This window comes from Salinicola sp. V024 (genome assembly GCF_052645315.1).
Map to the genome: position 1 here is coordinate 1 of NZ_JBQXYB010000009.1, position 22,917 is coordinate 22,917.

17 protein-coding genes are annotated in these 22,917 nt (G+C 60.2%); 9 read left to right on the forward strand and 8 right to left on the reverse strand.

Annotated elements, in window-relative coordinates; all coding sequences use genetic code 11:
- Nucleotides 1-112: 112 nt before the first annotated feature.
- From ACUN9V_RS13585 to ehuR, 6 genes are all read right to left on the reverse strand, one after another.
- Entirely contained in the window at nucleotides 113-1,177 is a 1,065-nt protein-coding gene (locus ACUN9V_RS13585) for an SIR2 family protein (protein WP_445511764.1), read from the reverse strand.
- Entirely contained in the window at nucleotides 1,174-2,826 is a 1,653-nt protein-coding gene (locus ACUN9V_RS13590) for a restriction endonuclease subunit S (RefSeq protein ID WP_445511765.1), read from the reverse strand. Before ACUN9V_RS13590 ends, ACUN9V_RS13585 begins: the two co-directional genes overlap by 4 nt.
- Complete coding sequence (locus ACUN9V_RS13595; RefSeq protein WP_445511766.1) at nucleotides 2,823-4,325, reverse strand: N-6 DNA methylase; 1,503 nt, start codon at nucleotides 4,323-4,325, stop codon at nucleotides 2,823-2,825. Before ACUN9V_RS13595 ends, ACUN9V_RS13590 begins: the two co-directional genes overlap by 4 nt.
- 126 nt (nucleotides 4,326-4,451) lie before the next feature.
- Nucleotides 4,452-6,881 carry an EcoAI/FtnUII family type I restriction enzme subunit R gene (gene hsdR / locus ACUN9V_RS13600; protein ID WP_445511767.1) on the reverse strand — a complete coding sequence of 810 codons (2,430 nt, stop codon included), beginning with the start codon at nucleotides 6,879-6,881 and terminating at the stop codon, nucleotides 4,452-4,454.
- A gap of 118 nt (nucleotides 6,882-6,999) precedes the next feature.
- On the reverse strand, nucleotides 7,000-7,935 hold the full coding sequence (locus ACUN9V_RS13605; RefSeq protein ID WP_445511768.1) for a 2-hydroxyacid dehydrogenase: 936 nt from the start codon (nucleotides 7,933-7,935) through the stop codon (nucleotides 7,000-7,002).
- Nucleotides 7,936-8,009: 74 nt separating this feature from the next.
- Complete coding sequence (gene ehuR / locus ACUN9V_RS13610) at nucleotides 8,010-9,416, reverse strand: MocR-like ectoine utilization transcription factor EhuR (RefSeq protein ID WP_445511769.1); 1,407 nt, start codon at nucleotides 9,414-9,416, stop codon at nucleotides 8,010-8,012.
- A gap of 196 nt (nucleotides 9,417-9,612) precedes the next feature.
- Between ehuR and doeA the strand changes: the two genes are divergently transcribed.
- The 7 genes from doeA to ACUN9V_RS13645 all read left to right on the forward strand — a co-directional run bounded on the left by doeA (nucleotide 9,613) and on the right by ACUN9V_RS13645 (nucleotide 17,854).
- Nucleotides 9,613-10,812 (forward strand): ectoine hydrolase DoeA, encoded by a 1,200-nt coding sequence (gene doeA, locus ACUN9V_RS13615; protein WP_110691380.1) that lies wholly within the window; start codon nucleotides 9,613-9,615, stop codon nucleotides 10,810-10,812.
- A gap of 237 nt (nucleotides 10,813-11,049) precedes the next feature.
- A complete protein-coding gene (gene doeB, locus ACUN9V_RS13620) occupies nucleotides 11,050-12,084 on the forward strand; it encodes a N(2)-acetyl-L-2,4-diaminobutanoate deacetylase DoeB (protein WP_445511770.1) in 1,035 nt (344 codons plus the stop codon).
- Nucleotides 12,081-12,563, forward strand: a complete 483-nt coding sequence (locus ACUN9V_RS13625) for an Lrp/AsnC family transcriptional regulator (RefSeq protein ID WP_445511771.1) — start codon at nucleotides 12,081-12,083, stop codon at nucleotides 12,561-12,563. The genes doeB and ACUN9V_RS13625 overlap by 4 nt, the downstream gene beginning before the upstream one ends.
- Nucleotides 12,564-12,789: 226 nt before the next feature.
- Nucleotides 12,790-14,253, forward strand: coding sequence for an NAD-dependent succinate-semialdehyde dehydrogenase (locus ACUN9V_RS13630; protein ID WP_445511772.1), 1,464 nt, complete (start codon nucleotides 12,790-12,792; stop codon nucleotides 14,251-14,253).
- Nucleotides 14,254-14,384: 131 nt separating this feature from the next.
- Complete coding sequence (locus tag ACUN9V_RS13635) at nucleotides 14,385-15,785, forward strand: aminotransferase (protein WP_445511773.1); 1,401 nt, start codon at nucleotides 14,385-14,387, stop codon at nucleotides 15,783-15,785.
- Between the two features lie 83 nt (nucleotides 15,786-15,868).
- On the forward strand, nucleotides 15,869-16,855 hold the full coding sequence (gene eutB / locus ACUN9V_RS13640) for a hydroxyectoine utilization dehydratase EutB (protein ID WP_445511774.1): 987 nt from the start codon (nucleotides 15,869-15,871) through the stop codon (nucleotides 16,853-16,855).
- A gap of 51 nt (nucleotides 16,856-16,906) precedes the next feature.
- The gene (locus ACUN9V_RS13645; protein WP_445511775.1) at nucleotides 16,907-17,854 is read left to right on the forward strand and encodes a cyclodeaminase; all 948 of its coding nucleotides are present in this window, start codon (nucleotides 16,907-16,909) and stop codon (nucleotides 17,852-17,854) included.
- Nucleotides 17,855-17,916: 62 nt separating this feature from the next.
- Here the strand turns inward: ACUN9V_RS13645 and ACUN9V_RS13650 are convergent, their stop codons facing one another.
- Together ACUN9V_RS13650 and zwf are read right to left on the reverse strand one after the other, a co-directional pair.
- Complete coding sequence (locus tag ACUN9V_RS13650; RefSeq protein ID WP_445511776.1) at nucleotides 17,917-19,092, reverse strand: MFS transporter; 1,176 nt, start codon at nucleotides 19,090-19,092, stop codon at nucleotides 17,917-17,919.
- Between the two features lie 85 nt (nucleotides 19,093-19,177).
- Complete coding sequence (gene zwf, locus ACUN9V_RS13655; RefSeq protein WP_445511777.1) at nucleotides 19,178-20,764, reverse strand: glucose-6-phosphate dehydrogenase; 1,587 nt, start codon at nucleotides 20,762-20,764, stop codon at nucleotides 19,178-19,180.
- A 188-nt stretch (nucleotides 20,765-20,952) separates the two neighbouring features.
- Here zwf and ACUN9V_RS13660 point away from each other — a divergent pair, with 188 nt between their 5' ends.
- A complete protein-coding gene (locus tag ACUN9V_RS13660; protein ID WP_445511778.1) occupies nucleotides 20,953-21,273 on the forward strand; it encodes a YrhK family protein in 321 nt (106 codons plus the stop codon).
- A 121-nt stretch (nucleotides 21,274-21,394) separates the two neighbouring features.
- Nucleotides 21,395-22,822: an amidase gene (locus tag ACUN9V_RS13665; protein WP_445511779.1), complete on the forward strand. Its 1,428-nt coding sequence runs from the start codon at nucleotides 21,395-21,397 to the stop codon at nucleotides 22,820-22,822.
- Nucleotides 22,823-22,917: the final 95 nt, after the last annotated feature.

Genomic DNA, 22,917 nt, shown 5'->3' on the forward strand with positions numbered 1-22,917 from the left:
ATCGAATGCGTGGCTCGCATCATCATGATGGCGGCCCGGTCTTCAGCAGAAAGATGGCGATAGCAGTGGTTCATGGCAACACCGTACCTGATGGGTCACGTGTTGCGCTTGGTCATTGAGACCGCCGGGCTTCCCAGTCCCCTGCTGTAAACCAAATTGGCGTTATCCCTAAACTGGCTAGAAAACCATCCTGCTTGATTCTTTCGTCATCATCATCCGGCGCAGTAAGTATGGAAAAATGGTCAGGCATGAATTCTTTTTGTTCTTTTTGTAATTCCGCTAAAACTTTCAAATACCTGTCGTTTATTAGGCTGCAACCCAAGAAAATAACCGAAAAGCACTCGAATATTTTTTTGAGCTTCCAAGGAATTGGGTGGCTCCAGTTAATACCATCTGCTCCGTAGGCAGAGTTGTATTCTTCTTGAGTTAAAACTCTATCCTTCTCTTCGTCAATGTTCCCATGTAGTTTGAGTAAATATCTTTCGCCTGAAAACATTGCTTTGATGAAGCGACCAGAATCTTCTCTTCCAACTGCTTTTTCTATAAATGGAGGATATATGCTTTCTTCAATAACTCTGTCAAAATTGGTTGTTACAATGCATTTTCCAAATAGGTTGCCAAGAGCTCTGCATGGGCTTAGTTCTGGAGAAATATTGTTATTGTTGAAAGATAGTTCGAAATCCCTCTTGAATCTATCCATAGTGAGAGCTTCGATAACTTCGCTCATCACCTCCTCATGGCAACCACTTTTAACTCTTTCTTTAATGGATTGTGCGGGAAGTCTTGCTTTCTTAGCTTGGCTTTCTATGTAATCCGACCATGAAGGACATCCTGCCGAAACCGAGAAGCCCGCTCCTATAAAGGGTATTATGGTCGATTTGTTTCTTATTCGAGTTATAAGTTTTCCGTAATTTTGCTCATTGTCTTCGTATTCATCAGATCTCAAGATTTTTTGTCTGTATGTATTTTTCATGGCGCTAATTTGCAATTCGTATTCAACTGGCGCTCCGTAAAAAAGTGCCTTTGATTTTTCTTTTAATTCATATTCTTCATCGCCTTTTTTTATGATTATGCTAATATTCTCATCGTTATCTATTTCTTCATGGAGGTGATTGTTTCTTGAAAAATAGTCAATGTCCTCGGTTGCTTTTTCAATTTTTTTCCCATGCTCGCTCATTTTTTAGCTCGCCCCATCAAGCTTTCAGCAACTTTAGTGTTGATGTTGTTTGCTTTTTGGATACTGGCTTTTAACGTTTCACAAAAGCTGAAAAGGTTTTCTAAAATCTCAACGATTTCCATTTGAATGTTTAGGCTTGGCAGCTTGATAGGGATTTCTTCAACAGTTTTTTTGCTTATTTTTGGCATTGTTCCTGAAGTCCCAGTCATGTGTCTCCACATAAACCTTCTTGAATCCATAGAAGATAATGAGTAAGAGATGAATTTTGGGTTGGCTAAACCATTCGTTCTGATTTTCATCATAAGGTCCGGATATATAATCCCCGGTTGATCGCTTTCAACTACAATATTACATCCTACATAGCTTGAAGAATTTCCCCTTTGAATCAGGATGTCTCCTTTTTCAATCCAGAGATGTGATGATGAATTAATATTAATGTCAATATTTTTACTTTCATCGATGTCCAGCTTTCCTCTACTTGTGGCTCCTAGTTTTAAGACTTTGGTGCCAGTATCGTAATTGATTTCTTTAGGAGATAAGCCATTTTTAGGTCCAAAAGACAGTATGTTCTTCAAGGTTAAAGTCTCTGTCTTAAATTTAATGAGTTGTCCATTAACTGCTAAATGCAAAATCGCCTGCTTGAGCTTGTCGATGCTGGCCTCGGTGGTGAAGAGGGTGTCGAAATGCTCGGCGATGCGGGCCCAATTCTCGGCCACTTCCGCGGCATCGGCGGAGCGGGTGAGGGCGTCGAGCAGGGTATCGACCAGCACCTCGTGAGCTTCCAGTTGATCGCCGGTCTGCTGCTCAAGACGGTCGCAGAGGGCCATTAGCGCGTCGACTTTTTCGACGATGCGGTGTTGTTCATTTTCTGGGCACAGAGGGATTGGGACTGCTTTTAGCTTGTCTTGTGAAATATTCATCTGACTTTCAGCCATGCCAGACTTGGCGCGTTCCAGATATTGCCTGGTGAGGCCGGCATTGAGGCAGAGGCAGATAAAAGGTCCAGACATCGCAGCATCAATGAGATGGAATCTGATAATTTTGTCTGAGATCATTAATCTTGAACGTGTCTTGTCTACCCAGCATGAGATTCCGACTCGGTTTTTGGGGCCGGCGCGGGTGATCAGTATGTCGCCGCTTTTAACCTCATATTGGCACTTGGGTTCCTTGCCTTCCGGTAGCCGCTTGTTCTCCTGCTGGAAGTAGCTCATGATTTGAACGGAAGTAGTTTTCAGAACACCCCATTCACTCTCCCGTGCGGGCTCTGGGGGGCAAGCAGGGCTCCAGCCGGCATCCATGACGCTAACTAGCTCACCAAGCGCTACCCATCTCCAAGTTTCTGGAAGTTCGGTAAGCTTGTCTCTTGCTACTTCCCATGCTTCCTTCGACTTTTTTATCTTCCTTTCGTTGACCAGCCGCGCCTTCTCATCGGCGATTTTCTCCAGCAACACGCTGGCGGGTTCGTCGGTCGGGTCTTGCTCGACAAGCTTGCCGCGCACGGCCAGTTCCAGAATCAGCTCGCGCAGTTTCTTGATGCCGGTCAGTTCGACTTTTCCGCTCTTTCCCGAGCCTCTTCCGGCGCTGCGCTTGTGGGTGACGGCGCCGGTCCAGAGGTCGAGATGATCGGTAATTAGGTGCTGCGCGCTCATGCCTTACTCTCCGGGTTTGCCGGATTTTCCGCGTCGTTCCGGTTCAGCGCTTCGCCCAGAATCATCTTAAGTTGGTCGCGAAGTTGCTGAATCTCCGCCTGCTGTTGGGCGTATTGCGTCAGTAGCTCTTCCGGGTCGTGATTGATCTGCTCGCCCTGGTGCGGGTTCTTGATGTCCAGGTTGTAGTGGCGTGCCTTGATCTCGTCGATGCCGACCTTCCACGCCTGCTCGGTCTCGACGCGGCTGGCGAAGCCGTCGCGTTCGTCTCCCCACCAGTCGATCTCGGTGGCGAACTCGGCAAACTTCATCGGTTTGGTCTTGCTGTAGCTCTTGTAGCCTTCCGGGTAGGGGTGCTCGTAGTACCAGACGTTCTCGGTCGGCTGGCCCTTGGTAAAGAACAGCAGATTGGTCTTGATGCCGGTGTAGGGGTTGAACACGCCGTTGGGCAGGCGAACGATGGTGTGCAAATTGCACTCGCTCAGCAGGCGCTCCTTGAGCCGGGTCTTCATGCCTTCGCCGAACAGGAAGCCGTCCGGCAGCACCACGGCGGCGCGGCCGTCATCCTTCAACAAGCGAATGAATAGCGCCATGAACAGGTCCGCCGTTTCGCGCGTGCGCAGCTCGGCGGGGAAGTTGTTCTCGATGCCGTCTTCCTCGGTGCCGCCGAAGGGCGGGTTGGCAACGATCACGTCGACACGTTCGCTGCGGCCCCAGTCGCGGTAAGGGCGGTTCAAGGTATTGTCATGGCGGATCTGACTGGGTACCTCGATCCCGTGAAGGATCATGTTGGTGGTCGCCAACAGATGCGGCAGCGGCTTTTTCTCCCAGCCGAAGATGCTGCGCTGGAGCGTCTGCTCGTCATCCGGTGTGGAGACGTAACGGCTTCGCTTGTGCTCGATGGTGCAGGTCAGGAAGCCGCCGGTACCGCAGGCCGGGTCCAGCACGGTCTCGATCAACTTGGGATCGGCGCGATTGACCATGAACTCGGTCACGGCGCGGGGCGTGTAGAACTCACCGGCATTACCCGCGCTCTGCAGGTCCTTGAGGATCTGTTCGTACATGTCGCCGAGCTGATGGCGGTCGGCCTGGGTATTGAAGTCGATGCCGTCCTGCAGCTTGTTGATCACCTGGCGCAGCAGATGGCCGGACTTCATATAGTTGTAGGCGTCTTCGAACACATTACGGATGACTACGCCACGGGCATCGTCGCCGATCGGCTGTAATTGCTGCAGGCCGGGGAAGAGTTCGTTGTCGATGAAGCGCTTGAGGTCTTCGCCGGTCAGGCCTTCGGCATCGGCGGCCCAGTGGCGCCAGCGCAGCCGTTCGGGAATAGGGGAGCGGTAAGCATCGTTGAACATCTCCCATTCCTGCTCACGGTCGTCGAAGATCTTGAGAAACAGCATCCAGACCATCTGGCCGATGCGCTGGGCGTCGCCGTCGACGCCCACGTCCTTGCGCATGATGTCCTGAATGGATTTGATCGTGGTGGAGATGCTCATGGGATTCTCTGTCCAAAAAATCGATCCAGCGCGATTGGCGACGAGCGTGGCTGGGTCGGAAAATATCGTGATCAACCGAAGGCGGTGACGACGGGCCATGAAAAGGGCGGCAGGATATCAGCCTTGTCAGGCAATGGGGTGGTAAAGCGCCTCTTCCAGTTCGTTGATGGCCTTGGTGTAGCCCGGCTTGCCACCAAAGGCGTTGACCAGTTCCATCGGCGCGCCGTACTCGCGGAAGGGCGATAGCGTCAGCACCTTGGGGTTCTCGATGGGTTCGATACCGGCATCGGCATACTTGTCGACCAGAGATTCCAGCACCTGCCGGGCCTGGCCCTCATAGCGGGTGAAAATATCACGCTTTTTGACCTGCTCCGCCCGCTCGCGCCGAGTCAGCGGTGGGCGATCGAAGGCGATATGGCAGATCACATCGAACGGGTCGGGCGTGTCGCCCCATTCCTTGCCCAGCTCTTCCGCGAGCGCTTCCCAGAAAATGCCTTGCTCTGCCAGTTCATCGAGGATCGCCTGCTTACGATCGGCGTGATGCCACCGGCGCAGGAAGTCATCCAACGAGGCGAACTGATTCTGGAGCTGTTTCCGGGTATATGTCCGTAGACTGTCAGTGATCAGTTTGCCATCCGGTCCCAGGTACTCAATGCGCTCGGCAACGATGCTGACTTCGACGTCGTCCACGATGTATTTGCGTCGTGGTTCCGGCGGCTCGGGCATGCCGACATCGTCGGATTCCCACGTCGCGCCATCTTCCACGTCATAACCGCCTTGAGTCTCTTCTACGCCAGCGGCGCTTGGCTCTTCCGCACTGTCACCGGGCTCGATCTCGTCCTCTTCTCTTTCATCGTCGGGCGCGATGGGGTCATCACCGCTCGGCGTGTAGATCTGAACCGGATCGCCATCAAAATCCGGGTCGGCGAACAGCTCGGTGGCCTTCTTGAAGTCGACGATGGTGAACCAGTGCTTGTGGTATTCCTCGTTGATGCGCGTGCCGCGGCCGATGATCTGCTTGAACTCGGTCATGGACTGGATTCGCTGATCCAGCACGATCAGCTTGCAGGTCTGGGCATCGACGCCGGTCGTCATCAACTTGCTGGTGGTGGCGATCACCGGATAGCGCGATTCGGGGTCGATGAAATTGTCGAGCTCGGCCTTGCCTTCGTTCTCGTCGCCGGTGACGCGCATCACGTATTTGCGGTTCTCGGCGACCCGCTTCGGGTTGAGGTTGACCAGCGCCTGGCGCATGCGCTCGGCGTGATCGATGTTCTCGCAAAAGATAATGGTCTTCTGGTACGGGTCGGTACTTTTCAGAAATTCGGTAATCTTGCGCGCGACGAGCTCGGTGCGTTTCTTGAGAACCAGTTGTTTATCGAAATCCCGCTGGTTGTAGATACGGTCCTCGATCTCCTGGCCCAGGGCGTCGACTTGCCCTTTGCTCGGTCGCCAGCCCTGAAGGTCCTTGTCGATATCGACCCGGATGACCTTGTAGGGTGCGAGGAAGCCGTCTTCGATGCCTTGCTTGAGAGAGTAGGTATAAACCGGCTCGCCAAAGTAATCGATATTGGAAACCTCTTTGGTCTCCTTGGGCGTGGCAGTCAGGCCGACGTGGGTGGCGGCACTGAAATAATCGAGTATCTGGCGCCAGGCGGAGTCTTCGGCGGCGCTGCCGCGATGACATTCATCGATGACGACGAGATCAAAGAATTCCGGCGAGAACTGCTTGTAGATGTTTTTCTCTTCTTCGTTACCGGTGACGGCCTGATAGAGCGACAGGTAGATTTCGTACGACGGATCGACCGTACGATTGGTGACCTTGGTCATTGCCTGTCCGAAGGATTTGAAATCATTGTTCTTGGTCTGGTCGACCAGGATGTTGCGATCGGCGAGGAAGAGGATTCGCTTTTTCTGTTTCGATTTCCACAAGCGCCAGATGATCTGAAACGCCGTGAAGGTCTTGCCGGTACCTGTCGCCATGACCAGCAGAATGCGGTCCTGACCCTTGGCTACGGCCTCGACCGTGCGATTGATCGCGACGGTCTGATAGTAACGAGGCGCGCGGCCGCTGCCATCGTCGTAATACGGCTGTTCGACCACCGCGCGGGTATCGTTGGGAATACCTTTGTACTGGCAGTAGCGCTCCCAGAGGCTTTCCGGTGAGGGAAATTCCTCGAGTGTCAGCGTGGTTTCGGTCTGCTTTGCGAGACCAGTTCGGTCGTGGAGGAGAAAACCGTCACCATTACTGGAGAACACGAACGGTACGTCCAGCGCATCGCTGTACGCCAACCCTTGTTGCATCCCATCACCGAGGCTGTGCTTGTTGTCCTTGGCCTCGATAATGGCGATGGGCAGGTTCTTCTGGTAGCTGAGCACGTAGTCGGCGCGGCGTCTTTTGCCGCGAGTATGCAATCGCCCGCGCACGATGATACGGCCGTTGGTGAACGAGACTTCCTCGCGAATTTGAGTCTGAATGTTCCAGCCAGCTTGCTCTAGAGCTGGCGTGATGAACTTGGTACAGATATCGCGTTCGGTAAGCGTCTTCTTGTTCACCCAATCCCCCGAGGACAGACTTAGCCCGTTTGTTTATCGCGACTTACGTTGTGAAACAGAGGCTATCACCGTCTTCCGATGAATTCAGGTTGCATCTCGAAATTACTATCTCTGTCGATCAATACCCCGCCTCGGGGTCGATGGTCTCGACCGCCTTGCCTTTCGACATCGCGTCCAGCGCGTCGGCGACCTGATCGGCGGCAGCGCCGATCGGGGTCGGTCCGGCCATGTGCGGGGTGATCAGGATGTGCGGGTGGCGCCATAGCGGGCTGTCCGCTGCCAGCGGTTCATTGGGAAAGGCGTCCAGCAGGGCGCCGCGCAGGTGGCCTTCGTTTCCCTCCATGCCTTCACCCAGTGCATCGAGCAGGGCGGGCTCGTCGATCAGCGTGCCGCGACCGGGGTTGATCAGGCTGGCGCCATTGGGGAGCTTGGCCAGATTGTCGCGGTCAATGATGTGTCGCGTGGCCGGGGTGTCCGGCAGCAGGGTGATCAGCGTCTTGACCTGTCGCAGCAGCGTGTCGAGCCCGTCGTCGCCGTGATGGCAGGTGAGTCCGTCGATTTGCTTGGGCGAACGGCTCCAACCGAGGACCGGATAACCGTCGGCGGCGAGCATCTGCGCCACCCGGGTGCCGATGGCGCCGAGACCCAGCACGCCGATCGGCCAGTCGGGCTTGTCGACGACCGGAACCTCGCGCCATTCGCTCTTCGCCTGCTGGCGTCGGTAGCGGTCGAAGTCGCGCTGGAAATGCTGCACGCCGTAGCGCGCATAGTCGCCGATCAACTCGCCCATGCCTGCGTCGCGCAGCTTGACGATGGGGAGCTCGCGGGGCAGCGAAGGGTTCTGTAAAAGGGCATCCACCCCGGCACCCAGATTGACGATGCCCTTGAGCGCCGTCTGTTCGTCGAAAACTGAGGCTGGCGGCTTCCAGGCGACCAGGTAATCGACCTGCGGGTTGCCGCTGTCCTTCGCGACGAAAATTTCGGCGGTCGGCAGGCGCTCGTGCAGAATTTGGCGCCATTGCTCGGCATCGTTGTGATAGATCAGGACTCGCATCTCGGCTCCGTCTTTGTGTAGTTGGGCGCGGGGTTTTCAGCTCAGAGGTAAAAAATAAACCATCGCTCTCTAGGTCAATAAGCGATTTCCAGCATCGGCGGCGGCGCTTCGCCCATCAACTGGCTCAGCACGTCCAGCCCGCTGGCGAGACGCGCCAGGTCCGGCTCGGCCCCCAGACTGATACGCACGCGGCGCGGCATCGCGGACTGTTCGACCAGAAACGGCTGCGCGGTGGTGATGGCGACGCCTTCCTGGCGTGCCTGCTGCTGTAGCTCTTCCGCTCGCCATGGTTCGGGCAGTGCCAGCCAGATATGCAGGCTGCTGGGGCGCGATTCGATGGCATGGCCCGCCAGCTTGCGGGCGGCCAGTGCCTGACGCTCCGCCAGCAGTTGGCGCTGCTCATGCGCCAGGGTGTCGACCATGCCGCTGGCCAGCCAGTAATCCGCAATTTCGAAGACCAGCGGCGTTGCCATCCAGCTGGTCGCGCGCAGTCTCGGCAACGTGTGATGCATCTGCCCACGGGGCACGCTGAGATAGCCGGCGCGCAGCCCGGGGACGGTCGCCTTGGTCAGGCTGGTGACGTGGAAACTCTGCTGGGGCAGGCGGGCGGTCAACGGGATCAATCCCGCGGGCTCCAGTAGCGCATGGACGTCGTCCTCGATCAGCCACACATCGTGACGCAGCAGGATATCGGCCACGACATCGCGCCGGGCGTTCTCCATGGTGGCGCCGGTAGGGTTGAGCTGGGTCGGCGTCAGACAGACCGCGCGCGGACGGAATTTCACGATGGCCGCCTCCAGCGCTTCGGGAATGACGCCCTGTTCGTCGATCGCCACGCCATGGAGCTGGAAGCCGAGCGTGCGGGCCAGCGCGATCAGACCGTGGTCGGTCAGCGTTTCCGTCAGCACGATATCGCCATGCTGTACGACCGTGGCGATCGCCAGCATCAGCCCATGGGCGGCGCCGTTGCAGAGCAGCCGATCGTCGGTCTCGCCCGGCACGCCGAGACGCTCCTTCAGCCAGGCGTTGGCGCGTTCGCGCTGGTGCTGAAGACCGGCGATCGGCCGGCAGGCGCCGATGACGTCGGCGTGGGCCGTTTCCGCGAGTTCCGCCAGCGCTTGCCGGAAGCGTCGATGATGAGACGGCGGGCACACCGGATGGGCGATCGACAGATCGATGGGGGCGGCATCGGTGACCGCCGCCGGTGCTCGCAGGTACTCGTTTTCGGAGTCGCCTTCGGCATCGCGAATCCAGGTGCCACTGCCGACACGCGCCTGAACGAGACCGCTCTTCTCGGCCTGTTCATAGGCCCGAGATACCGTCTGCACGCTGACACCCAGCGTCTCTGCCAGCTCACGATGCGTCGGCAGGCGCATGCCCGGAGTCAGCACGCCGTGGCGGACCGCCTCGGCGAGGGCGCGGGCGATGGAAAGGTATTTGGGGCCGTGGCCGCCAAGGAAGGGCGTCAGGTCGATTGTCATGATGCAATAAAGCCTTTGACGGCACGCTGAGCGACGATGCTACTATCGTCTTCGATGCATTGACCGATAATTGTCATGAATATTACGTTTTAAATCATGACAATTTCTCACCCGGTCGGCAAGCGGCAGGACATTCGACCCGAACCCCTCGATGGCCGATGTCTCGATCATTCAGTCCCGTTAGTCGAGTGGCGCCATGTTTCAGGTTTCCTTGCCTTTCTCGCGTGAAGAGTACGCCAGCCGTTTGCACAAAGTGCGCGTTTCCATGGCGAATCGCGGAATCGATGTTCTCGTCGTCAGCGACCCCTCCAACATGGGTTGGCTGACGGGTTATGACGGTTGGTCGTTCTATGTGCATCAGTGCGTGCTGGTGGGCCTGGAAGGCGAGCCAGTCTGGTACGGGCGGCGCCAGGACGCCAACGGTGCCTGGCGTACCTGCTGGATGGACGCCGAGCGCGTGCGCTACTACCCCGACTACTATGTTCAGAATCCGGACATGCATCCGATGGAGTATCTGGCCCAGTCGGTGCTGCCGGAATATGGCTGGCATACCGGCAATGTCGGGCTGGAGATGGACAACTACTACTTCTCGGGCAAGGCCTACGTCAGCCTGCTCAAGGAGTTGCCACACGCGCAGCTGATCGATGCCACGGCGCTGGTCAACTGGTGCCGGGCGATCAAGTCTCCGCAGGAGATCGCCTACATGCGCACGGCGGCGAGAATCGTCGAGTGCATGCACACGCGGATCATCGAGATGATCGAACCGGGCCTGGCCAAGAGCAAGCTGGTGTCCGAGATCTACCGCGTGGGCACCGAAGGCTGGACCGACGAGCATGGCACGGTCCATGGCGGCGACTATCCGGCGATCGTGCCGCTGCTGCCCACCGGCAGCGACGCCGCCGCCCCGCACCTGACCTGGGACGACACCCCGTTTCGCAAGGGCGAGGGTACGTTTTTCGAGATTGCCGGCTGCTACAAGCGCTATCACGCGCCGCTATCGCGGACCGTCTTTCTGGGCAAGCCGCCGCAGGATTTCATCCGCGGCGAATCGGCCCTGCTCGAAGGCATCGACAACGGGCTGGCGGTGGCCAAGCCCGGCAATCGCTGTGCCGATATCGCGCTGGCGCTGGGTGCGGCGATGGACAAGTACGGTTTCGATCGGGGTGGCGCGCGCTGCGGCTATCCGATCGGGATCAGCTATCCGCCGGACTGGGGCGAGCGCACCATGAGTCTGCGCCCATCCGACGAGACGATTCTCGAGCCCGGCATGACTTTTCACTTCATGCCCGGCATGTGGATGGACGACTGGGGCCTCGAGATCACCGAAAGCATCCTGATCACCGAGAATGGCGCCGAGCCGCTGTGCAATTTTCCGCGCCAGCTGTTCGTCAAGTAAGCCGGATCAGCTGCTGGTCAAATAAACCGGATCAGCTGTTGGTTAGATAAGCCGCGGCAGCTGTTCGTCAAATATGTCCATTAAACAAGAGTCGCCGGTCGTTGGTGGAACGAGGCCGGATAGCGGGCCTGAGGCCCGCCCGGGATCCGCCCCGCCCGGCTATTTTGCTACCTTTCAATGACGCGCCTGTTAGCGATTCGCTGCGGCGCGTCATCCGTTTCATTGAGGAGAGTTCGCATGTCCGCAACCCTGCGTCCCAGCCCGATCAGCGCCACCGTCGACTTCGATGCCCAGGGCGTTCAGCACGGTTTTCTCAAGCTGCCGATCTCCATCGACACCTCTGCGTGGGGCGCGGTGATGATCCCGATCACCGTGGTCGCCAACGGCGAAGGCCCCACGGCGCTGCTGACCGGCGGTAACCATGGCGACGAGTACGAAGGCATCACTTCGCTGCTCAAGCTGGCGAGCACCCTCAAGCCCGAAGAGGTTCGCGGCCGAGTGATCATCGTGCCGATGATGAACACGCCGGCGGCAGAAGCGGGCAAGCGAACGTCGCCGCTGGATGGCGGCAACCTTAATCGTAGCTTTCCCGGCGACCCCAATGGCGGCGTGACGAGTCAGATCGCCGACTATTTCACTCGGGTGCTGGTACCGATGTGCGACGTGGCGCTGGATCTGCACTCCGGCGGTCGCACGCTGGACATCGTGCCGTTCGCCGCGGCGCACCGGCTCGACGATCTCGCCCAGGAGCGCGCGAGTCTCGCCGGCGCCGTCGCCTTCGGCGCGCCCTACGCGATGATGATGTTCGAACTCGATGCCACCAAGCTTTACGACACCGCGGTGGAGTCCCAGGGCAAGACCTTCGTCACCACCGAACTCGGCGGTGGCGGTACTTCGACGCCGCAGAGTCTGGCGCTGACCGAGCGCGGCGTGCGCAACTTCCTGATTCACTATGGGTTGATGGCTGGCGAGATCGAGAAGCCGACCGAACCCATGATCTACGTCGATATGCCGGATGCCAGCTGCTACGTGCAGAGCGAGCATTCCGGCCTGCTGGAACTGACGGTGTCTCTGGGAGAACTGGTTCAGCAGGGCGACGTGCTGGCGCGTGTCTACGACATGAGTCGCACCGGGGCCGAACCGGTCGAGTATCGCGCCCAGCGCGACGGCGTGCTGATCGCGCGGCGGTTCCCGGCCAAGGTGGGGATGGGCGATACCATCGCCGTGGTCGCGGAAGTGGTCGAGTCGCTCGAGCGTGATCAGAACCGATGAAACTGGATCGCTATGACCTCAAAATCCTCGAGATCCTCAGCCGCGACGGCCGGATCACCAAGTCGCGGCTGGCGGAGGCGATCAGCCTCTCCGTCAGCCCCTGCTGGGAGCGGGTCAAGCGGCTGGAGAAGGCCGGGGTCATCGAAGGCTACAGCGCCCGTATCAATCCCGATGCCATCGTCAAGCGCACGCCGGTATGGGTGCAGATCGAGCTCAAGCAGCACAATGCCGAAAGCTTTGCCCGCTTCGAGCGCATGGTTCGGGAGACCGACGCCGTCGCCGAGTGCGTCGCGGTCGGCGGCGGCGTCGATTATCTGGTCAAGATCGCCGCCGACAGCATCGACGCCTATCAACGCCTGATCGATGCCTGGCTCGTATCCGATCTGGGTATCGAGCGCTACTTCACCTACATCGTCACCAAGACGGTCAAGCGCGAAGGGCCACCGGTGTTCTCCGAAGCTGATGATTCGCAGGTCTGAGAACAAGCGACTGGAAAATGACGATGAGCCCGGCCCAAGCCGGGCTCATTCGTTCCGTCGCACATCCCGCCAAAAAAACCGCAACTCCTGACCGGGCTTTCGAAAGAAAGCGTGCCGCAAAGCGGTCGAGACGAAAAGTTTCCTGCCGCCGAATCGATACCATGGTCGCATTCGCAGGATAGGCAACCCGTTCTGCCCCACCGCCGACACCCCTGCAGGAGGCGATATGAAACTCAACGATCCCAGACTCTTCCGCCAGTACGCCTATATCGATGGCAAATGGACCCACGGTAGCGAGGGTCGCGAAGAAGCGGTCGTCGATCCCGCCACAGGAGAGACTCTGGGTCATTGCGCGCTGCTGGAAGCGGCCCAGATCACCGACACGGTGACCGCGGCAGAGAATGCTTTCGCCGCATGGAGAGCGATCAACGTCCATGAGCGCGCCGAGAAGCTGCACGCCTGGTATCGCCTGCTGCACGAGCACAAGGAAGACCTGGCGCTGCTGATGACCTACGAGCAGGGCAAGCCGCTCGACGATTCCCGGGGCGAGGTCGATTACGGCGCCAGCTTCATTCAGTGGTTCGCCGAAGAGGCCAAGCGCGCCTACGGCGTGACCATTCCCAGCCATATTCCCAACGCGGCGCTGGGCACGATCAAGGAACCGGTCGGCGTCTCGGCGATGTTCACGCCGTGGAACTTCCCGCTGGCGATGATCACCCGTAAGGCGGGGGCGGCACTGGCGGCCGGTTGCACGGTGATCGTCAAGCCGGCCAACGAGACGCCATATTCCGCGCTGGCACTGGCCGAACTGGCCGAGCGGGCCGGGATCCCGGCGGGCGTATTCAACGTCGTCACCGGCGATCCGGCGACCGTTTCCGAAGTGCTCTGTAACGATAACCGCATCCGCAACATCTCGTTTACCGGCTCGACCCGTGTCGGCAAGCTGCTGATGCGTCAGAGCTCGTCCAGCGTCAAGCGGATGTCGTTGGAGCTGGGCGGTAACGCGCCGTTCATCGTCTGCGACGACATGGACCCGGATGTCGCGGCGAAAGAAGCGGTCGCCGCCAAGTTCCAGACCGCCGGGCAGGATTGTCTCGCCGCCAACCGCATCTTCGTTCACCGCAAGATCTACGATGCCTTCGTCGAACGCTTCGTGGTGCACATGCAGGCGCTGAAGGTCGGCAACGGTCTGGAGGGAAGCGATATCGGCCCGCTGATTCACAAGCGTGCGGTCGATTCCGCTCGGGGTATCGTCGAGGACGGCATCCAGAAGGGCGCGCGCCAGCTGGGTGGAGAGCGCCCGGCGCCCGGCGAGAACTTCTTCATGCCGACGTTGCTGGCTGACATCACCCCGGAGATGCGCGTGTTCCGCGAGGAGACCTTCTCGCCGGTCGCCGGTGTCTGCGCGTTCGACGATGACGAAGAGGTTCTCCGGCTGGCCAACGACACCGAATACGGTCTGGCCGCCTATCTCTACACCTACGACGTGCGCCGGATCTGGAAGCTGATGCGCGGACTCGAGTACGGCATGGTCAGCGTCAACAGCGTCAAGATGACCGGCGCGCCGATCCCGTTCGGCGGCGTCAAGCAGTCGGGGCTGGGTCGTGAAGGTGGCGCTGCGGGGCTCGATGAGTATCTCGATACCAAGTACTACTGTCTGGGCAATATGCCGTCGGCGAGCAATTCATAAGTTTCAGGAATTTCAACGCGGGTATGACACAAGGATCGTTCCGATCGCTGCGCCCGCCCGGATTGCTGCCGTTTCCGATATCGCTCGATAGTGCGAGCACGGCAGCAATCCTCTTTCGGTAAGGAAATCGTATGACCGATACTCGTACCCTGATCGACAAAGATCGCCGCCACGTTTTTCATGCGTCCACCCATCTGCGCGATTACGCCCAAGGCGATGCGCCGGGACGCGTGATTACCGGTGGTAAGGGGATCTCCATCGTCGATCGCGACGGCCGCGAGATGATCGACGCCTTTGCCGGGCTCTACTGCGTCAACATCGGTTATGGCCGCACCGAAATCGCCGAGGCGATCTACGCCCAGGCCAAGGAGCTTGCGTATTACCATACCTATGTCGGCCACTCCAACGAGCCGCTGATCGCGCTTTCCGAACGCATCGCCAAGCTCGCCGGCAATGGTTTGAACAAGGTCTATTACGGACTTTCCGGTAGCGACGCCAACGAGACCCAGATCAAGTTGGTGCGCTACTACCACAACGTCACCGGACAGCCGAAGAAGAAAAAGATCATCGCACGTCAGCGCGGCTACCACGGCTCCAGCATCGCTGCAGGCTCGCTGACCGGCTTGCCCGCGTTCCATCAGCATTTCGACCTTCCCATCGATGGCGTGCTACATACCAAAGCCCCTTACTACTATCGCCGGGAACGGGGCGATATGAGCGAGCGGGAGTTCTCCGCCTACTGCGCCGAGCAGCTCGAGGCGCTGATTCAGCGCGAGGGGCCGGAAACCATCGGCGCCTTCATCGGCGAGCCGGTGCTGGGCACGGGTGGCATCATCCCGCCCCCGGCAGGCTACTGGGATGCGATCCAGGCCGTGCTGAAGCGCCACGACATCCTGCTGATCGCCGACGAAGTCGTCAGCGGCTTCGGCCGTCTGGGCAGCGATTTCGGCTTCCAGCATTACGGTATCAAGCCGGATCTGGTGACCATCGCCAAAGGGCTGACCAGCGCCTATCAGCCGCTTTCCGGCGTGATCGTCGGCGAACGGGTGTGGAAGGCACTGGAAGATGGCACCGGCGAATACGGCCCGATCGGCCACGGTTGGACCTACTCCGGCCACCCACTGGGCGCCGCCGCGGCGATGGCCAATCTCGATATCATCGAGCGCGAAAACTTGGTGGGTAACGCTGCCGAGACCGGTGCCTACTTCAATGCCCAGCTCAAGAAAACCTTCGGCGAGCACCCGCTGGTCGGTGACGTGCGCGGCGAGGGGCTGATGGCGGCACTGGAATTCGCGCCGGAGAAGGGCGAGTACACGCCATTCGATCCGTCGCTCAAGGTCGGTGCCCGGGTCGCGGCCGCGGCGATGGAAGAGAACCTGATCGCCCGCGCCATGCCCAACGGCGATATCCTCGGCTTCGCGCCGCCGCTGGTGATCGATCGTGGCCAGGTGGATGAAGTGATCGCCCGCGCCAAGCGAGCCGTCGACAAGATCACTGATGCGCTGACGCGCGAAGGCAAGCTGAACGCCTGAGTGTTGATGGCGCCACGAGACTGCGGCAGGGTGGAAACGTCCACCCTGCCGTTTCCATTTTCTCAATCGGGAATCGCTCAACGATGTCAGACCCCGTGACGCTTCACGACATCTATCTGGCGCGAAGCCGCATCGCCGGCCAGGCGGCGCGGACGCCGCTGATACTTTCCCAGAGCCTCTCGACGCGCTTCGATGCCGAGATCTATCTCAAGCTGGAAACCCTGCAGCCGAGCGGTGCCTTCAAGCTGAGAGGCGCGCTCAACAAGATCGCGTCGCTGTCGCCGGAACAGCTGGAGCGCGGCGTGACCACGGCCTCCACCGGCAATCATGGCCGCGCGGTGGCCTGGGCGTCGAAGCGGCTCGGCGCCCGCGCCATCATCTGCGTCTCCGAACTGGTACCGGCCAACAAGGTAGCGGCCATCGAGGCGCTGGGTGCCGAAGCCCGGATCATCGGACGCTCCCAGGACGATGCCTTCGTCGAGGCGCGGCGTCTGGTCGCCGAGGAGGGGATGGCGCTGATCGAGCCCTTCGACGATCCGTTGATCGCGGCGGGGCAAGGCACCATCGGGCTAGAGTTGATGGAAGATATCCCTGAGCTCGACCGTGCACTGATCGGGCTTTCCGGTGGCGGTCTGCTCGGTGGTGTCGGCCGCGCGCTCAAGGGCATCAACCCGAAGGTCCACGTGACCGGCGTCAGCATGCAGCGCGGCGCAGCAATGATCGAGAGCCTTGCCGGCGGCAAGCCGGTCGAGGTGGAGGAAGAAGCGTCGCTGGCGGACTCGCTGGGTGGCGGGATCGGGCTCGACAACCGCTGCACGTTCGAGCTGGTTCGCGAGGTCATGGACGATCATTGCCAGGTGTCGGAAACGGCCATTGCCCGCGCCATGCTGCACTTCTTCGAGCATGAAAAGATGCTGGTGGAAGGCGCCGCCGCGGTCGGGCTCGCCGCCATCGAGGAGCACGGCATCGACGTTCGGGGCGAGAAGGTGGCGCTGATCGTCTCGGGCAATGGCGTCGACGCCGAAAACCTGATGCGGGCGAAAACCCTGATCGACTATCCAGAGCGCTGAGCGCTCGAATGATGTTACGAATTCAACCGAATGGACTCAGGAGTCATCCCGATGGAACTCTATAACCGCCAGCAGATTCAGGACGTCGTCAGTCTCGATCACGCCGCGCTCGAAGCCGTCGAGGCGGGCTTTCGCGCGCTGGGCGAGGGCAACGTGGTGCAGCCGCCGATCCTGTCGATGGCGATCGAGGAGGCCAACGGTGAGGTCGACGTCAAGACCGCGCATATCAAGGGCAATTCTCGCTTCGCGATCAAGGTCAGCCCTGGCTTCTTCGACAACCCGAAACTGGGACTGCCGAGTCTCAACGGCCTGATGATCGTGTTCTCGGCCAAGACCGGGCTGGTCGAGGCGGTGCTGTTCGATGAAGGCTACCTCACCGATATTCGCACCGCACTGGCTGGCGCCATTGCCGCCAAGTATCTTTCGCGTGCCGACAGTAAACGCGTCACCGTACTCGGCGCCGGGCTGCAGGCGGAGCTGCAGGTCGCCGCGCTCATGCTGGTGCGGGACATCGACACCCTCGATGTCTGGGCGCGGGATGTCGCCAAGGCCGAATCCTACGCAGCGCGGATGCAGGAAAAATACGGGCTGACCGTGGCGGTACATACCGATATCGGCGAGGCCTGCCGCGAGGCGGACATCATCGTTACCACCACGCCGTCGCGGGAGCCGCTGCTGAGTGGCGAGCATTTACGTGAAGGCGTTCATGTCACCGCCATGGGCTCGGATAGCCCGGACAAGCGTGAGCTGGATACGTCCGTCATGGAACGAGCCGATCACTATGTCGCCGATACCCGCGCCCAGAGCGAGAACAACGGTGAGCTCAAGGCCTACGCCGGCCACCAGCCCCCGTTCACCGTCAACGAGCTGGGCCGCGTGATCGCCAGCGGCAAGAGTCTACGTGCCTCCGACTCGCAGATCACCGTCTGCGATCTCACCGGTACCGGCGTGCAGGACACCGCCATTGCCGGTTTTGCGTTGGCGCGGCTGACGGAGTGAATGCCGTGGACCCTGTGACCGTGGACCCTGTAACAGTGCCCCTGGCAACGCTGGTCGAGAAGCTACTGGCGAGGTCTCTCGGCGGCCGGGGCGGCGCTTGATTCGGGGCGCCCCAGCGCCGAGGCCTTGACGACGATCACCAGCGCCAGAACGCCGAGCAGGGCGAAGGCGTAGTGCAGCGTGATGAAGTGCGCGGTGAAGCCGATCAGCGGCGGGCCGATCAGAATGCCGCCATAGCCGAGCGTGGCAACGCTGGCGATTGCTACGCCAGGCGGGGTGTCCGGATCGTTGGCGGCGCGCGAGAAAGCCAGCGGCATGATCAGCGCGTAGCCCAGTCCGAGCAGCACGAAACCCGCCAGTGTCGCTGCGAAGCTGGCGGGGATGACGGCCAGCAGAACGCCCGCGACCGCCGAACAGCCGGCGATCCGGGCGACATTGACCTCCCCCAACCTTACGATAACGCTCGTCCCCAACAGGCGCATGACAACCATGGCCGCTGAAAACACCGCGTAACCCAGCGCGCCCTGAGCCTGGGTCGCCGAAGTGACGCTGACCAGAAACAGCGCGCTCCAGTCGGCGATGGCGCCCTCGCCGAGCGCGGCGCACATCGCGACGAGACCGATCCAGAAAAGCGCACCGTGAGGCAGCGGAAAGCGTTTGGCGCCCTTGGTCGGCTGGCGAGTCTCCGAGGGCCAGCCGATGGCGGCGAGCCAGGTTGTCAGCGCCCAGAACACGATGCCGACCAGGGCGAAATGCGCCATCAGACCGAGCTCGAGCGATGTCGCCAGGTAGCCGCCCACCGCCCCGACGCCGGCGCCCAAGCTCCACATAGCGTGAAACGTGGACATGACCGGTTTGGCGATATGCCTTTCGGCCTCGCCGGCCCAGCTGTTCATGGTGACGTCCATGCCCCCGTGGCCGGCGCCGAACAGGCACAGCGCCGCTCCGGTCAGCCAGACGTTGGGCGCGCCGGCGATCAGTACGAGCGCGATCGTGTAAGCCAGTGCGATGACGAGCGTCGCACGCGCCGCTCCGAAAGTGTCCGATGCCCGTCCGGCGAGCGGGAACGAGGCGATGGCGCCAGCGGCCAGGGTCAACAGAAGCAGCCCCAGCTGGCCGCCGTCGAGGGCGTGGCGTTCGACCACTGTGGGGATGCGTGACGCCCAGGTGCCGAACAGTCCCCCATTCAAGGCAAACATCGCGGCGACCGCGATCCAAGTCTTCCTGGCGCTAGGCACTCAAACCTTCCCGCCCCGAGTCATCGAAAGTATCCATACCAGTCTGGATCATCGGATATCGCCAAGTCTGCGATTCACCGGTGATTCAGCGACCGCGCGGCACCGGCGCGACGCCGGGGCCGGTGGGTTCGCCGACCTTGTGCCATAGCCGGCCGTCGCGCTGGATCAGCTCGTGGGCACCATCGGGACCGTCGGACCCCGCGGCGTAGCCTTCGATTTCGTTCTCTCCGGTCGTCGACTCGCGGGACCAGGCTTGCTGGAAAGGCTGTACCGCGCGCCAGCCGTTTTCGATGGTGTCGGCGCGCTGGAACAGCATCTGATCGCCGGTCAGGCAGTCGTAGATCAACGTTTCGTAGCCGGTAGCGGCAGGCAGATCGAAGAAGTCCTTGTAGGCGAAGCCCATCTTGACGGTATCCATCTCGAGCTCGGGGCCGGGCCGTTTGGCCTGGAAGTCGAACCACATCCCCTCGTTGGGCTGGATCTGGATGATCAGCCAGTTGGATGCCATCCGCTCCACGTCGGTGTTGCGGAACTGGGCGTAAGGGGCCGGTTTGAAACAGATCGCGATCTCGGTATCCCGCGCGCTCATGCGTTTGCCGGTACGCAGATAGAACGGCACACCGACCCAGCGCCAGTTATCGACCATCACTTTCATCGCGACGAAGGTTTCGGTCTGACTGTCCGCATCGACGCCATCTTCGTCGAGGTAGCCGGGTACCGGCCGATCATCGAGCTGCCCGGCTTCGTAGCGCCCGCGTGCGGAGTGATGGGCGGCCTCTTCGGGCGTCCAGGGCCGAATCGCACCCAGCACCTTGGACTTCTCGCTGCGCAGGGCATCGGCTCCAAAAGCCGCCGGCGGTTCGATGGCGACCATGGCAAGCAGCTGGAAAAGGTGATTGGGCACCATGTCGCGCATGGCGCCGGCCTTGTCGTAGAAAGCCGCGCGTTCTTCGACACCCACCGTTTCCGCCGCGGTGATCTGGATATGATCGATGTAATGGTTGTTCCAGAAAGGCTCGAACAGCACATTGGCAAAGCGGGCGACGAGAATGTTCTGAACCGTCTCCTTGCCCAGAAAATGGTCGATCCGATAGATCTGATCTTCCTTCATCACCTCGAGCAGATCGGCATTCAATGCCTGGGCCGATTCGAGATCATGGCCGAACGGTTTCTCGACGATCAACCGTCGATAGTTTTCGCCTCGTTCGGTCAGTAATCCGGCCTGGCCGAGTTGCTTGGCGATGTCGCTGAAAAACCGCGATGACGTTGCACAATAGAAGATCGCATTGTCGTTGCCGGAGGTGGCGATGGCGTCCTCGATCTGGCGATAAACGGCTTCATCGGTAAAGTCGCCCTGCAGATAATGGATTCGCTGCTCGAACTCGGCCCAGCGCGATTCATCCAGCGACTTGACGCGTCCTTCCGAGTGACTATCTGCCGCCTTTTCGGCGATGAACTGCTTGAGATGGGCGCGAAACGCGTCGTCATCATACTCGGCGAGATCGATGCCGACGATTTGCATTTCAGGGTCGATCAACTGATCCCGATCCAGATTGTAGAGTGACGGGATCAGCAGCCGCTTCACCAAGTCACCGCCGGCGCCGAAGATGAACATCGTGGTGTTGTCGGCGACGGGGGTGCGCTCATGTTGCGATGGCGTCGAATTGGGCACGGACTCTCACCTCGTTACGTGGATTGCCAAAAGCAGGTCGTCTCGCTTGAGTCCATCATGGAAGACAAACTGTCACGGAGCCAGTGAAATAGGGTCGGCGGGTCCGAGCCAGATCTGCTTTGCGCCTCCTGACAAGCTGAACCAGACTGATGCGACCCTTCTTTCAGTTCGAACGGAGTCACCTGATCATGAGTCGCACTTCCCGCCAGCGTACCGAAACCTCGAACGGCAACGAGCCGCTGACACTGCATTTTGGCCACGACGAGCTGATCATCCGCCAACGCTACGAAATACTGAGCATTGCCAACGATATCCTGGTCGGTGTCTGGTTCGTCATTGGCAGCATCTTTTTCTTCTACGATTCCCTGGCCTACGCTGGCACTTGGCTGTTCGTGATCGGTAGCGTCGAGATGTTGATTCGACCGGTGATCCGTCTGACTCGACGGCTGCATCTGCAGCGCATGAATGCCAATTCGTCGGCACCGAGCGCCGCCGAACACGACTTCTGAAGCGAGCCAGCGAACCCGATCTTGTCCGATATCGACATTGCGCCGCCGCTGGATTGCCGACTAGGCTTGATCGCGACGAAATTCGTGTGACCGCACCACACCCACAGGACGTGGAGGGATTGTGAGCAAACCCGATTCAGGTACTGATCTTGGCAATATGGACGCCGTAAGCCTCGAGCGAATGTATCGATCCGGCGAAGCATCGCCGCTGGAGGCGACACGGGCCTCGCTCGACCGTATCGATCGCTTCAACGGCGCCGTGAATGCGTATGTCTACGTGGATCGCGAGGGCGCGGAGAAGGCCGCCAAGGCGTCGGCCCGGCGCTGGGGGCAGGGCAAACCGTTGAGCGCCATCGATGGTATTCCCGTGTCGATGAAGGACCTTGCCGAAGTGGCCGGCATGCCGGCGCGTGGCGGTTCGCTGACGTCGTCGTCGGCGCCGTGCGAACAGGACTGCCCGCCAGCCCGGATGCTACGGGAAGCGGGCGCGGTGATTCTCGGCAAGACCAATACGCCGGAGTTTGGCTGGAAGGCAGTGACCGACAATCGGGTCTTCGGGGCCACCTACAGCCCCTGGGATACGCGTCTGACACCGGGAGGCTCCTCCGGTGGCGCGGCTGCCGCTGCCGCGCTCAATATGGGCGTGTTGCACCAGGGCGGGGATTCCGGCGGCTCGATCCGCATTCCGGCGGCCTTCACCGGCGTCTTCGGGTTCAAGCCGACCTACGGCTGGACACCCCAATGGCCGCCTGCCACCGAGCCGTCGCTATCCCATATCGGGCCGCTGACGCGCAACGTCGAAGATGCCGTGCGCATGCTCAACGTGATCGGGCGCTACGATTATCGCGATCCTTACGCCACGCGGGGTCAGCCGGCGGATTGGGGTGCCGATCTCGACCAGGATCTGCGCGGGCTACGTATCGCGTACTCGCCGACACTGGGCTATGCCGAGGTCGACGAGCAGGTCGCCGCCCGGGTGCGCGAGGCAGCACGCAACCTGGAGCAGCTGGGCGCCGAGGTCGAAGAAGTTCATCCGGGGTTCGAGTCTCCGATCGATATCTTCCAGAAGCTCTGGTTCACCGCATCGCTGGATTTCTGGTCGAAGTGCAGCGAAAAGCAGCGCCAGCAGCTCGACCCCGGGCTGGTGGCCAACGCGCGCACCGCCGAGCAGTGGAGTGCGCTGGACCTGTTCCAGACCCTTGGCCGGAGGGCCAATTTCACCGAGTGCCTGGAGCGCTTCAATCAGCAGTATCACCTGCTGATGACGCCAACGGTGCCGATCGAACCGTTCGAGGCCGGCCATGAGGTGCCGCCGGGCCGCGGCATGCGCGACTGGGAAGAGTGGGCACCGTTTTCCTATCCGTTCAACCTCAGCCAGCAGCCGGCGGCTTCCGTTCCCTGCGGGTTCACCGACCGCGGGCTGCCGGTCGGTTTCCAGCTCGCCGGCGGCAAGCATGACGACGTTCGCGTGCTCCGCGCCTGCCACGCTTATATGCAGGCGCATCCGCCCCGCTTCCCGCGGGTGCCGGACCCGGCGGAAATGGCCTGAGTCAAGGCGATTCACCGATTGCCGACTACGCTTGAACGAGGCGCTGCACCTGTCGTGTGGTGCCTCGTTTCGTCAGTGCCCACTATTTCACTCTT